The 13,344-nt window shown below is 53.8% G+C and carries 13 protein-coding genes; 9 read left to right on the top strand and 4 right to left on the bottom strand.

The window, feature by feature from the left end:
• Positions 1-13 precede the first annotated feature (13 nt).
• Positions 14-889: a 23S rRNA pseudouridine(2605) synthase RluB gene (rluB, locus tag L3069_RS12015; protein ID WP_003856794.1), complete on the top strand. Its 876-nt coding sequence runs from the start codon at positions 14-16 to the stop codon at positions 887-889.
• A gap of 35 nt (positions 890-924) precedes the next feature.
• Here the strand turns inward: rluB and cobO are convergent, their stop codons facing one another.
• Both cobO and L3069_RS12005 read right to left on the bottom strand, forming a co-directional pair.
• Positions 925-1,515, bottom strand: a complete 591-nt coding sequence (gene cobO, locus L3069_RS12010; RefSeq protein ID WP_023300262.1) for a cob(I)yrinic acid a,c-diamide adenosyltransferase — start codon at positions 1,513-1,515, stop codon at positions 925-927.
• Entirely contained in the window at positions 1,512-2,273 is a 762-nt protein-coding gene (locus L3069_RS12005; protein WP_022648324.1) for a YciK family oxidoreductase, read from the bottom strand. The genes cobO and L3069_RS12005 overlap by 4 nt, the downstream gene beginning before the upstream one ends.
• 252 nt (positions 2,274-2,525) lie before the next feature.
• On the opposite strand from L3069_RS12005, the gene sohB reads away from it, so the two are divergent.
• Entirely contained in the window at positions 2,526-3,572 is a 1,047-nt protein-coding gene (gene sohB, locus L3069_RS12000) for a protease SohB (RefSeq protein ID WP_038416163.1), read from the top strand.
• 35 nt (positions 3,573-3,607) lie between these two features.
• Here sohB and L3069_RS11995 read toward each other — a convergent pair whose 3' ends face one another.
• On the bottom strand, positions 3,608-3,859 hold the full coding sequence (locus L3069_RS11995) for a YciN family protein (protein WP_003856804.1): 252 nt from the start codon (positions 3,857-3,859) through the stop codon (positions 3,608-3,610).
• A gap of 398 nt (positions 3,860-4,257) precedes the next feature.
• Here L3069_RS11995 and topA point away from each other — a divergent pair, with 398 nt between their 5' ends.
• The 6 genes from topA to acnA all read left to right on the top strand — a co-directional run bounded on the left by topA (position 4,258) and on the right by acnA (position 11,743).
• Positions 4,258-6,855, top strand: coding sequence for a type I DNA topoisomerase (topA, locus tag L3069_RS11990; RefSeq protein ID WP_022648322.1), 2,598 nt, complete (start codon positions 4,258-4,260; stop codon positions 6,853-6,855).
• 186 nt (positions 6,856-7,041) lie between these two features.
• Entirely contained in the window at positions 7,042-8,016 is a 975-nt protein-coding gene (gene cysB, locus L3069_RS11985) for an HTH-type transcriptional regulator CysB (RefSeq protein WP_006810844.1), read from the top strand.
• Positions 8,017-8,352: 336 nt separating this feature from the next.
• Complete coding sequence (locus tag L3069_RS11980; RefSeq protein ID WP_096168876.1) at positions 8,353-8,493, top strand: YmiA family putative membrane protein; 141 nt, start codon at positions 8,353-8,355, stop codon at positions 8,491-8,493.
• An 8-nt stretch (positions 8,494-8,501) separates the two neighbouring features.
• On the top strand, positions 8,502-8,666 hold the full coding sequence (locus tag L3069_RS11975; RefSeq protein ID WP_162181317.1) for a hypothetical protein: 165 nt from the start codon (positions 8,502-8,504) through the stop codon (positions 8,664-8,666).
• Between the two features lie 137 nt (positions 8,667-8,803).
• On the top strand, positions 8,804-8,902 hold the full coding sequence (ymiC, locus tag L3069_RS11970) for a small membrane protein YmiC (RefSeq protein WP_038417037.1): 99 nt from the start codon (positions 8,804-8,806) through the stop codon (positions 8,900-8,902).
• A gap of 165 nt (positions 8,903-9,067) precedes the next feature.
• Entirely contained in the window at positions 9,068-11,743 is a 2,676-nt protein-coding gene (gene acnA, locus L3069_RS11965) for an aconitate hydratase AcnA (protein WP_023306390.1), read from the top strand.
• 36 nt (positions 11,744-11,779) lie between these two features.
• On the opposite strand, the gene ribA is transcribed toward acnA, so the two are convergent.
• The gene (gene ribA / locus L3069_RS11960; protein WP_013096372.1) at positions 11,780-12,370 is read right to left on the bottom strand and encodes a GTP cyclohydrolase II; all 591 of its coding nucleotides are present in this window, start codon (positions 12,368-12,370) and stop codon (positions 11,780-11,782) included.
• Between the two features lie 197 nt (positions 12,371-12,567).
• Here ribA and pgpB point away from each other — a divergent pair, with 197 nt between their 5' ends.
• Complete coding sequence (pgpB, locus tag L3069_RS11955; protein ID WP_032622464.1) at positions 12,568-13,335, top strand: phosphatidylglycerophosphatase B; 768 nt, start codon at positions 12,568-12,570, stop codon at positions 13,333-13,335.
• Positions 13,336-13,344 lie beyond the last annotated feature (9 nt).

Here is a 13,344-nt window from a genome sequence, read left to right as displayed (position 1 = left end):
CTGAGGAAGCTCAATGAGCGAGAAGTTACAGAAAGTGCTGGCGCGTGCCGGCCACGGTTCGCGCCGTGAAATCGAAGCCATTATTGAAGCAGGTCGCGTGAGTGTGGACGGTAAAATCGCCACACTCGGTGACCGCGTTGAAATCGTACCGGGGCTGAAGATCCGCATTGACGGCCATCTTATCTCCGTGAAAGAGTCCGCTGAACAGATCTGCCGCGTGCTGGCTTACTACAAGCCGGAAGGCGAACTGTGTACCCGCAACGATCCGGAAGGCCGCCCGACGGTGTTCGACCGTCTGCCAAAACTGCGTGGCGCCCGCTGGATTGCCGTAGGGCGTCTGGACGTGAATACCTGTGGCCTGCTGCTGTTCACCACCGATGGTGAACTGGCAAACCGCCTGATGCACCCGAGTCGTGAAGTGGAGCGTGAATACGCCGTTCGTGTTTTCGGCCAGGTTGATGAGAACAAACTGCGCGATCTGTCGCGTGGCGTTCAGCTGGAAGACGGCCCAGCGGCGTTCAAAACCATCAAGTTTACCGGTGGTGAAGGCATTAACCAGTGGTACAACGTTACCCTTACAGAGGGACGTAACCGCGAGGTGCGTCGTCTGTGGGAAGCGGTCGGTGTCCAGGTAAGCCGTTTGATTCGTGTCCGCTATGGCGACATCCTGCTGCCGAAAGGCCTGCCACGTGGCGGCTATACCGAGCTGGATCTGACGCAAACCAACTACCTGCGCGATCTGGTTGGCCTGACGCCAGAAACCACATCGAAAGTGGCGGTAGAGAAAGATCGTCGTCGTATGAAGGCGAACCAGATCCGCCGTGCGGTTAAACGTCACAGCCAGGTTAGCAGCAATCGCCGCTCTGGCAGCCGTAATAACAATGGTTAATCTAAAAGCCCGGTGAATATACCGGGCTTTTTTCTTCAGTAATCAATCCCTATTTGCGCTTTGATACCCGCATCGAACGCATGCTTAACCGGACGCAGCTCGCTGATGGTATCGGCCAGCTCCAGAATGTCCCGATGACACCCGCGCCCCGTGACGATCGCCGTCTGGTGTGCAGGGCGGTTCCTGAGGGCCTCCAGCACGGCTTCCAGCGGCAGGTAGTCATAGGCCACCATATACGTGATCTCATCCAGCAACACCATGTTCAGCGACGGGTCAGAGAGCATTCTTTTGGCATGCTCCCAGACGGCGAGGCAGGCTGCGGTATCTGTTTCCCGGTTCTGGGTATCCCAGGTAAAACCGGTCGCCATCACCTGAAACTCAACGCCATGCGGTTCGAGCAGATTACGCTCGCCGTTGGGCCATTCACCCTTGATAAACTGGATCACGCCCACTTTCTGACCGTGCCCGACTGCGCGGGTGGCGGTACCGAATGCGGCGGTGGTTTTGCCTTTGCCGTTGCCGGTGAACACGATGAGGATCCCGCGTTCGTCCTGGGCGGCTGCCACACGTGCATCAACCTGTTCTTTCAGACGCTGCTGGCGCTGCTGATGACGGTCTTCACTCATTGCGATATCCCCGGTTTGCGGCCTGGCTGAGCATCGAATGTCATTCCGGTTTTACGACGGCTGTCGTCACCCATCAGCCACAGATAAAGAGGCATAATATCGGCCGGGGTTTTAAGCTTTTGCGGATCTTCTGTCGGGAACGCGCTGGCACGCATTTTAGTGCGCGTACCGCCAGGGTTAATACAGTTAACCCGCAGATGGCGGTTTTGATACTCTTCGGCCAGCACCTGCATCATTCCTTCGGTGGCAAATTTTGAGGCGGCGTAAGCCCCCCAGTTCGCACGACCCTGACGCCCCACGCTGGAGGAGGTAAACACCAGCGAACCGGAATCTGAGTTAAGTAATAAAGGAAGCAAGGCCTGGGTCAGGAAAAACGTCCCGTTGACGTTAACCTGCATCACCTGCTGCCAAATCTCCGGATCCTGTTCATCCATCGGGCGCACTTCGCCCAGTAACCCCGCGTTGTGCAGTACGCCGTCCAGACGCGAATAATGCGTACTAATGCGCTGGGCAAGGGCCTGACATGACGCTGACGTACAGGTCAGCAGATCGAGCGTATACCAGGGCGTGGGGGTACCGCCGGCGTTTTCGATTTCACGGGCAACGGCTTTGAGCTTTTCTTCATTACGTCCCAGCAGAATAAGGCTCGCACCGTATTCAGAATAAGTCAGCGCCGCTTCGCGACCAATCCCGTCGCTGGCACCGGTAACCAGAATGATGCGGTTCTGTAGAAGGTTTTTTTGTGGCTGATAATGCACGGTGGCTCCTCAGGCGCATTGGGCGTGACTTGCACCTTTATTTATGACTTTTCGGCTTTATGCCCGAAACCGCGTCAGAATTCAATCAGTCTACAGGACAGAACGCTGGGAAATTAACAATTTGCAAAGATTTAAACCAGAAACGTGGGATTCCTGAAGCCGCCTCGCAGAGCTAATGTCCAGAGCGAGACGCCTGCGCAGGGCTGTTGTACACTGGCGTGAAAGATTCGTGGTTAAATCAAGGTGGAACGCGTGGAATTACTTTCTCAGTATGGGTTGTTTTTGGCCAAAATCGCGACGGTGGTTATTGCTGTCGCGGTGATTGCCGTCCTGATTGTCAACCTGACGCAGCGTAAGCGTCAGCGTGGTGAGTTACGCATTACCCGCCTGAGCGAGCAGTATAAAGAGATGCGGGAAGAGATGTCTCTGGCGCTGCTTGACGATCATCAACAGAAGCTGTGGCTAAAAGCCCAGAAGAAAAAACATAAGCAGGACGCCAAAGCCGCGAAGGCGAAAGCTAAGCTCGCCACGCCACAGGCTGACGCAAAACCGCGCGTCTATGTGCTCGATTTTAAAGGTAGCATGGATGCGCATGAAGTCTCCTCTCTGCGTGAGGAAGTGACAGCGGTGCTGGCCGTGGCGACAGCCCAGGATCAGGTGGTGGTACGCCTTGAAAGCCCGGGCGGCGTAGTGCATGGGTATGGACTGGCGGCTTCGCAGTTACAACGTCTGCGGGATAAACAGATCCCGCTCACCGTGGCGGTAGATAAGGTCGCGGCGAGTGGCGGCTATATGATGGCGTGCGTGGCGGATAAAATCGTCGCAGCACCGTTCTCCATTATCGGCTCGATTGGGGTGGTTGCGCAGATCCCTAACTTCAATCGTTTCCTGAAAAATAAAGAGATCGACATCGAATTGCATACGGCGGGTCAGTACAAACGTACGCTGACGCTGCTCGGCGAAAATACCGAAGAGGGACGGCAGAAGTTCCGGGAAGATCTGAACGAAACCCACCATCTGTTCAAGGATTTCGTGCACCGCATGCGCCCAACGCTGGACATTGAGCAGGTGGCTACGGGCGAACACTGGTACGGCACGCAGGCGCAGGAGAAAGGGCTGGTGGATGAAGTGGGTACCAGCGACGACCTCCTGCTCAACCTGATGGAAGGCCGTGAGCTGGTGGGGGTGCGCTTCACCCGACGTAAGCGCCTGCTCGACCGTTTAACCAATAGTGCGGCAGAAAGCGCGGATCGCCTGCTGCTACGCTGGTTGCAGCGCGGACAAAAGCCGCTGCTGTAAAGAAAAACGCGAGGCAGATGCCTCGCGTTTTCGTTTTAATCGACCAGGTGGTACTTCTCTGAGAGGGTATGCGCCAGGTATTTAAACATGTTAAACACGGCGGTGCTTTTCGGGGTTGGTAACCCTTGTTCATCAAGGAAGTATTCACCGCTGAACACCAGCACGCCATTACGTTGTTCCACGCCAGTCGCTTCAATCCCCGCCAGGGTGTCTTCATGGTCGCGAATGAGTTTGTTTGCTTCGATAAGCAGTGAAGCTCGGTCAATGGGTTGGGTCGTATTCTGCATATTCCACTCCTTAAACAGTGACAATAGTCTACGCCTGGGTCGCTTCGGGGGCAAATTTTCCCTGCTATCCGCGGGTATAAGGAACAGGGGCTGGCTGGCGGGATTTGCTTTTGCATGCTAATAAAGTTGCGTAACGAATTTTATCAGGTACAGTGTGCGCTTTCGTCATTCTGGCAACAGAATTGCTTGACATTCGACCGGGAATTCGTCACGAATGAACTTTGATGTGAGAAAAATACCCGAAAACTCAATGACCTGGATGTCGCCATACTGACGTTCGGTAAGACAAAGGGGTTGATATCCCCTGACGACGTCGCAATATCAATGGCTCGTCGTCAGCGGAAGGGAAATCAACGTGCGGCGTATTCCTGGAAGAATTAAATTAGGTAAAGGTGAATATGGGTAAAGCTCTCGTCATCGTTGAGTCCCCGGCAAAAGCCAAAACGATCAATAAATATCTGGGCAATGACTACGTGGTTAAGTCCAGCGTTGGTCACATTCGCGATTTGCCGACAAGTGGCTCAGCCAGCAAAAAGAGCGCAGACTCTACCTCCACCAAAGGGGCTAAAAAGCCTAAAAAGGATGAACGTAGCGCGCTTGTCAACCGCATGGGTGTTAACCCATGGCACAACTGGGATGCACAATACGAAGTGCTGCCAGGCAAAGAAAAAGTCGTTAACGAGCTGAAACAGCTTGCTGAAAAAGCAGACCACATTTATCTCGCAACCGACCTTGACCGCGAAGGGGAGGCCATCGCATGGCACCTGCGGGAAGTGATTGGGGGTGATGACAAACGCTACAGCCGTGTAGTGTTTAACGAAATTACAAAGAATGCGATTCGTCAGGCGTTTGAAAAGCCGGGTGAACTGAATATCGACCGTGTTAACGCTCAGCAGGCGCGTCGCTTTATGGACCGCGTTGTAGGCTACATGGTTTCGCCGTTGCTGTGGAAAAAGGTCGCTCGCGGCCTGTCTGCGGGACGTGTGCAGTCTGTGGCTGTTCGTCTTGTTGTCGAACGTGAACGCGAGATCAAAGCGTTTGTCCCGGAAGAGTTCTGGGAAGTGGATGCGAATGTCACCACGCCGGGCGGCGATGCGCTGCCGTTGCAGGTGAGCCACCACAACGACAAACCGTTCCGTCCTGAAAATCGCGATCAGACCATGGCCGCCGTAGCGCTGCTGGAAAAAGCGCGTTATCAGGTGCTGGATCGTGAAGACAAACCGACCAGCAGCAAGCCTGGCGCACCGTTTATCACGTCAACGCTTCAGCAGGCGGCAAGTACGCGTCTGGGTTACGGCGTGAAGAAAACCATGATGATGGCCCAGCGTTTGTATGAAGCGGGTTACATCACCTACATGCGTACTGACTCCACCAACCTGAGCCAGGACGCTGTCAGCATGGTGCGTGGCTATATCGAGGACAACTTCGGTAAGAAATACCTGCCGGACAGTCCTAATCAGTACGCCAGCAAAGAGAATTCTCAGGAAGCGCACGAAGCGATCCGTCCTTCTGACGTTTCCGTTCTGGCGGAATCTCTTAAAGATATGGAAGCGGACGCCCAGAAGCTGTATCAGCTGATCTGGCGCCAGTTCGTGGCCTGCCAGATGACGCCAGCGAAATACGACTCCACTACGCTGACCGTTGGCGCGGGTGATTTCCGCCTGAAAGCGCGCGGCCGCATTCTGCGTTTCGACGGCTGGACAAAAGTGATGCCTGCGCTGCGTAAAGGTGATGAAGACAGAACGCTGCCTTCCGTCAACAAAGGCGACGAGCTGTCGCTGGTTGATCTGGTACCGGCTCAGCACTTCACCAAGCCGCCTGCGCGTTTCAGCGAAGCGTCGCTGGTAAAAGAGCTGGAAAAACGCGGCATCGGTCGCCCGTCTACCTATGCGTCAATCATTTCGACCATTCAGGATCGTGGATACGTTCGCGTTGAGAACCGTCGTTTCTATGCTGAAAAAATGGGTGAGATTGTTACCGACCGTCTGGAAGCTAACTTCCGTGAGTTGATGAACTATGACTTCACCGCGCAGATGGAGGACAGTCTCGATGAGGTTGCCAGCCATAAGGCCGAGTGGAAGAAAGTTCTCGACAGCTTCTTCAGCGATTTTACCAACCAGCTTGAGAAAGCTGAGAAAGATCCTGAAGAGGGCGGCATGCTGCCTAACCAGATGGTACTGACCAGCATCGACTGCCCAACCTGTGGCCGTAAAATGGGGATCCGTACCGCAACCACGGGCGTGTTCCTCGGCTGTTCTGGTTATGCGCTGTCGCCGAAAGAGCGTTGCAAAACCACTATCAACCTCGTGCCGGAGAACGAAGTTCTCAACGTGCTGGAAGGTGACGATGCGGAGACCAACGCACTGCGCGCCAAGCGCCGCTGTAAGAAATGCGGCACGGCGATGGACAGCTACCTGATCGATCCAAAACGTAAACTGCACGTTTGCGGTAATAACCCAACCTGCGACGGTTATGAGATCGAAGAAGGTGAGTTCCGCATTAAGGGCTATGACGGTCCGATCGTTGAGTGTGAGAAATGTGGTTCCGAAATGCACCTGAAAATGGGACGCTTCGGTAAGTACATGGCATGTACCAACGACGACTGTAAAAACACGCGTAAGATCCTGCGTAACGGTGAAGTTGCGCCGCCGAAGGAAGATCCGGTTCCGCTTCCTGAGCTGCCGTGCGAGAAGTCAGATGCGTATTTCGTGCTGCGTGACGGCGCTGCTGGGGTATTCCTGGCGGCCAACACCTTCCCGAAATCGCGCGAAACCCGTGCGCCGCTGGTAGAAGAGCTGTACCGCTTCCGCGACCGTCTGCCGGAGAAACTGCGTTACCTGGCCGATGCGCCACAGCAGGATCCGGAAGGCAATAAAACCGTGGTGCGCTTCAGCCGTAAAACGAAGCAGCAGTACGTGGCGGCAGAGAAAGAGGGTAAAGCGACCGGTTGGTCAGCCTTCTTTGTCGACGGGAAATGGGTTGAAGGTAAAAAATAATCTTCACTTACCGTAACTTACCTTTGAAAGGGCCGGACTTCCGGCCCTTTTTTATTACGTTGTTATTATTTTTTGTTCCGTACTATACAGCCTGGCTATAAATGATATAGTGGTTATAGTTAACCCGTTTCTTATTATCAAATCGTATTAAGCGATTGACGCATGCGCTAAATCGGATGGTCTGGCATGAAATTACAGCAGCTTCGCTATATCGTTGAGGTCGTCAATCATAACCTCAATGTCTCTTCCACCGCAGAAGGTCTTTATACCTCGCAGCCTGGCATCAGTAAGCAGGTGCGTATGCTGGAGGATGAATTAGGTATTCAGATATTTGCCCGCAGCGGTAAGCACCTGACCCAGGTCACGCCGGCAGGGCAGGAAATCATTCGCATCGCACGAGAAGTGCTTTCCAAAGTCGACGCCATTAAATCCGTCGCCGGGGAACATACCTGGCCGGATAAAGGCTCCCTTTATATTGCCACCACGCACACGCAGGCGCGTTATGCGCTTCCCGGGGTGATCAAAGGTTTCATCGAACGCTATCCCCGCGTTTCCCTGCATATGCATCAGGGCTCACCGACGCAAATCGCAGAGGCCGTGTCTAAAGGCAATGCCGATTTTGCCATCGCGACGGAAGCTCTTCATCTGTACGATGATCTGGTCATGCTCCCGTGCTACCACTGGAACCGCTCTATTGTCGTGACCCCCGATCATCCGCTGGCGGGGAAGGGCGAAGTGACAATCGAAGAGCTGGCGCAATACCCGCTGGTTACCTATACGTTCGGATTTACGGGCCGTTCTGAGCTAGACACCGCCTTTAACCGCGCCGGATTAACGCCACGGATCGTCTTCACTGCAACGGATGCGGACGTCATTAAAACGTACGTGCGTCTGGGTCTGGGCGTAGGCGTTATTGCCAGCATGGCGGTGGATCCTGTATCAGACCCGGATCTGGTGCGTCTGGACGCGCATGATATCTTCAGCCACAGCACCACCAAGATAGGTTTTCGTCGCAGCACGTTCCTTCGCAGCTATATGTATGATTTTATTCAGCGCTTCGCACCGCATTTAACGCGTGACGTGGTCGACACCGCCGTGGCATTACGCTCCAATGAAGACATCGAAGAGATGTTTAAAGACATCAAACTTCCTGCCAAATAATTACACCCGGTATCTTTCTCTTCTGGAAAGATACCGGTTTCCCCCTTTAAATCTAAATTAGAATTAACCTCATCTGCGCCTACTGTCATATATCGTCATAACCCATTTGATGAATAGGGTTTTACTGTCGCAAATTTGCGACAAAAGTAGAAACTAATTTACAGGTGTGCAAATTATTCTTTTCAATTATTTATTTCTGGTCAAAAGATTGAATTTTCCCAGGCTCAGATTCGTAAATTCACTGGCTTTTCGGCTAAAGTTTCTTTAGGATTTATCTCATCAGATGATTACTTGTGCCAATTGTTTGGTCTCTAAATGATAAGCGATATCGATTGTATGAGGTTAGCAATGCCGTCAGGAAGTGAAGAACCGCAAAGGGATCCCGCGCTTAAGCGTAAAGCCTGGCTGGCGGTCTTTCTCGGCTCTGCCCTGTTCTGGGTGGTTGTTGCTCTTCTCGTCTGGAAATATTGGGGTTGAATATGGTCATGACGGTGCGTACTGACGCGAGAAAAGAGATGTGTCAGCTTCGTGACAATGCTCACAAAGCGCGTAAGGCGCCAGCAACCAGCGTGCCAGCCTCCTGGCAACTGACGCCACAGCAGCAGGCCTTTATTGATGTGTTCGCAGAAGACGAACCCAAAAAACAATAATTTTGATTTTTGCGTAATGATGCAAATAGTCTGAATAAAGACTGTGCACTTTTGTACTCCTTAATAAATACACATCAGCAATATAGAACGAGGGCAGACCTCGCATCCTTAAATAATTAAAGTCTGGTGTCCCTATGATGAATAACATGACAACCGTAAAATACTGGTCATGGCTCGGCGTATTCTCAACGTCGATCCTCTTCTGGTGTCAGCTCCTCTGGCTGGCCTTACACTAAATCGTAAAACCTCGCCACGGCGGGGTTTTTTGTTTAATCCCTCGCGTTGGACCATTCCTAAATTTATCAATTTGGGTTGTTATCAAAACGTTACGACATCTTTGTGTTATCTTTAATTACAGCCCTGATGATTGTCAGGACATCCCTGTTTTTAAGGAGGAGCTTATGTCGTTAACCCTACGCGAAGCCAGTAAGGACACATTACAGGCGGAAAATAAAACCTGGCGCTACTACAGCTTACCGCTGGCTGCCAGGACGCTTGGGGACATTTCGCGGTTACCCAAGTCGTTGAAAGTACTACTGGAAAACCTCTTGCGCTGGCAAGATGGCGACTCGGTTACCGAGGAGGATATCCAGGCTCTGGCAGGGTGGCTGAAAAATGCTCACGCAGACAAAGAAATTGCCTACCGCCCGGCCAGGGTATTGATGCAGGATTTCACCGGCGTGCCGGCGGTTGTGGACTTGGCCGCCATGCGTGAAGCTGTTAAGCGTCTCGGGGGCGATACGGCTAAGGTGAACCCGCTCTCACCGGTAGACCTCGTCATCGACCACTCCGTCACCGTCGATCACTTCGGCGACGACGATGCTTTCGGTGAAAACGTCCGTCTGGAGATGGAACGTAACCATGAACGCTATGTCTTCCTCAAATGGGGTCAGCAGGCGTTCAGCCGTTTCAGCGTTGTTCCACCGGGTACCGGCATTTGTCACCAGGTCAACCTGGAATATCTCGGCAAAGCCGTCTGGAGTGAATTGCAGGATAAAGAGTGGGTGGCTTACCCGGATACGCTGGTGGGCACCGATTCACACACGACCATGATTAACGGCCTTGGCGTTCTGGGCTGGGGCGTCGGTGGTATTGAAGCGGAAGCGGCCATGCTCGGCCAGCCGGTATCGATGCTCATTCCCGATGTGGTGGGCTTTAAGTTGACCGGTAAATTGTCCGAAGGCATTACCGCCACGGATCTGGTTCTGACGGTCACCCAGATGCTGCGTAAGCATGGCGTGGTGGGTAAATTCGTTGAATTTTATGGTGATGGTCTGGATTCACTGCCGCTGGCGGACCGGGCCACCATCGCCAACATGGCGCCGGAATATGGTGCGACCTGCGGCTTTTTCCCGATTGATAGCGTTACGCTGGAGTATATGCGCCTCAGTGGTCGCAGCGAGGAGCAGGTGGCGCTCGTAGAGGCCTACACCAAAGCGCAGGGCATGTGGCGTAACCCGGGTGACGAGCCGGTATTTACCAGCACGCTGGAACTGGATATGGGCACCGTTGAGGCAAGCCTCGCAGGGCCGAAACGACCGCAGGACCGCGTCGCCCTGAGCAACGTTCCGAAAGCCTTTGCCGCCAGCAATGAGCTGGAGGTTAACGCCGCGCAAAAAGATCACCGTCCTGTGGACTATGTTCTGAACGGGCATCAGTATCAGCTCCCTGACGGCGCCGTGGTGATCGCCGCTATCACCTCCTGTACCAACACGTCCAACCCGAGTGTGTTAATGGCTGCCGGGCTGCTGGCAAAAAAAGCGGTAGAACTGGGACTCAAGCCACAGCCGTGGGTTAAGGCGTCCCTGGCGCCTGGTTCGAAAGTGGTTTCCGATTACCTGGCGCAGGCCAGACTCACGCCGTACCTCGACGAGTTGGGCTTTAACCTGGTGGGCTACGGCTGTACGACCTGCATCGGTAACTCTGGTCCACTGCCTGAGCCTATTGAAGTGGCGATCAAGCAGGGTGATTTGACCGTTGGCGCGGTACTTTCCGGTAACCGAAACTTTGAGGGGCGTATTCATCCGCTGGTGAAAACCAACTGGCTGGCCTCGCCGCCGCTGGTTGTAGCCTATGCTCTGGCCGGAAACATGAACATTAACCTGGCGACCGATCCGATTGGTCACGATCGCAAAAATGAACCTGTCTATCTGAAAGACATCTGGCCATCATCGCGTGAAATTGCGCGCGCGGTAGAGAAAGTTTCCACTGAGATGTTCCGCAAAGAGTATGCGGAAGTGTTCGAAGGTACAGCGGAATGGAAAGCGATCGACGTGGTGGGTTCCGATACCTATGACTGGCAGGATGATTCCACCTATATTCGCCTGTCGCCCTTCTTCGATGAGATGCTGGCGGAGCCTGCACCGCTGAAAGACATTCACGGCGCGCGCATTCTGGCGATGCTGGGCGATTCCGTCACCACTGACCATATCTCACCAGCGGGGAGCATCAAAGCGGACAGTCCGGCAGGTCGGTATCTGCAAAGCCGTGGCGTGGAACGTCGCGATTTTAACTCCTACGGTTCGCGCCGTGGTAACCACGAAGTGATGATGCGCGGGACATTTGCCAACATCCGCATTCGTAATGAAATGGTCCCGGGCGTGGAAGGGGGCATGACGCGCCACCTGCCAGATACAGAGGTCATTTCAATTTATGACGCAGCCATGAAGTATCAGCAGGAGGGTACGCCGCTGGCCGTTATTGCCGGTAAAGAGTACGGCTCTGGTTCCAGTCGCGACTGGGCGGCTAAAGGTCCACGTCTGCTCGGGGTTCGCGTGGTGATTGCCGAATCCTTTGAACGTATCCACCGCTCAAACCTGATCGGGATGGGGATCCTGCCGCTGGAGTTCCCGCAGGGCATAACGCGTAAAACGCTGGGTCTGACCGGGGAAGAGCAGATTGATATCAGCGGTCTGCAAAATCTGCAACCGGGTAAAACCGTTCCGGTGAAGTTAACGCGGGCAGATGGTACAACAGAAGTGCTGGATTGTCGGTGTCGTATTGATACGGCAACAGAGCTAACCTATTACCAGAATGACGGCATTTTACATTATGTGATTCGTAAAATGCTGGACTGATAATCTCGCCCGGCAGAAGTGCCGGGCGTTTTGCGTTTACTCGCTCAGCAGGTGCCCCATCTTTGCAGCTTTGGTATCGAGGTAGTGCGCGTTTTTCGGATTGCGGCCAACAATCAGCGGCACGCGTTCAACGATATTGATGCCCGCTTCAGTGAGGATCTCCACTTTTTTCGGGTTATTGGTCAACAGACGCACTTCGTCCACGCCCAGCAGCTTGAACATATCTGCGCAGAGGGTGAAATCGCGCTCGTCAGCAGCAAAGCCGAGCTGATGGTTTGCTTCGACGGTATCATAGCCCTGATCCTGCAACGCGTAGGCGCGGATTTTATTCAGCAGACCGATATTGCGTCCTTCCTGGCGGTGATACAGCAGCACGCCACGTCCTTCCTCTGCGATATGAGAAAGAGCGGCTTCGAGCTGGAAACCGCAGTCACAGCGCAGGCTGAAGAGCGCGTCACCGGTCAGACACTCAGAATGAACGCGGGACAGTACCGGCGTCTGCCCCGAAATGTCACCGTATACCAGGGCGACGTGATCTTGTCCGGTTGCCAGTTCTTCAAAACCCACCATCAGGAAATCGCCCCATGGGGTTGGCAGTTTGGCTTCTGCCACACGTTTAAGCTGCATGTGATTCTCCATACCAGGCTGACACGTTTCGTGCCTTTGCCCCATTTTGCTTTCTGTATTGGACTATTTTGCCACAAGCCCGGCTACTTCACCTAATCACCACCACGCTATACGGACGTTAAACGCACGATCCGACATATCCACCAGAAGGTGGAAATTCAGTTATGATTGTGGTGCTTAGTGAAAAAGGAGAGGACATGCTTTCAATTGCCAGACGCACGGCCGCAGGCGCCGCCGTATTGCTTGTTATACCCCTGATCGTTTGGTTCTCCGGCTGGATGTGGAAGCCCGGACAAAACGAGACGTGGCTGAAAGCCTTATACTGGATAACTGAGACGGTCACCCAGCCTTGGGGGATTATAACGCACGTGCTGCTCTGTGCCTGGTTCCTGTGGTGCCTGCGCTTTCGTCTTCGCGCGGCGCTGGTATTATTTGCCATTCTCGGAGGCGCCATTCTTGTCGGGCAGGGGGTGAAGTCGTGGGTGAAAGATCGCGTGCAGGAACCCCGTCCCTTTGTTATCTGGCTGGAAAAAACGCACCATATTCCGGTAGATGAGTTCTACACTTTAAAGCGTAAGGATCGCGGGGCGTTGGTGAAAGAACAGCTTGCGGAACAGCAGGATATCCCGACATTTTTACGCAAACACTGGCAAAAAGAGACCGGCTTTGCGTTTCCTTCAGGACATACGATGTTTGCTGCCAGCTGGGCGCTACTCGGCGTGGGGCTGCTTTGGCCACGTCGACGTACCCTCACGATTGCGATTTTGCTGGTCTGGGCGACAGGCGTAATGGGCAGCCGGATGCTGCTGGGGATGCACTGGCCGCGTGATTTGGTGGTGGCTACGCTGATTTCGTGGGTACTGGTTACGCTGGCGACCTGGCTTGCACAACGTTTTTGTGGGCCTCTGACGCCACCGCAGGAAGAGAAGGAAGAAATAGCCGAAAGGGAGTCAGGCGGAACCTGAAGCTTGATA

The organism is Enterobacter cloacae complex sp. ECL411, assembly GCF_021869665.1.
GTDB lineage: Bacteria > Pseudomonadota > Gammaproteobacteria > Enterobacterales > Enterobacteriaceae > Enterobacter > Enterobacter intestinihominis.
The sequence above is the reverse complement of the archived record's forward strand: the minus strand, read 5'-3'. Positions and strand labels throughout refer to the sequence as shown.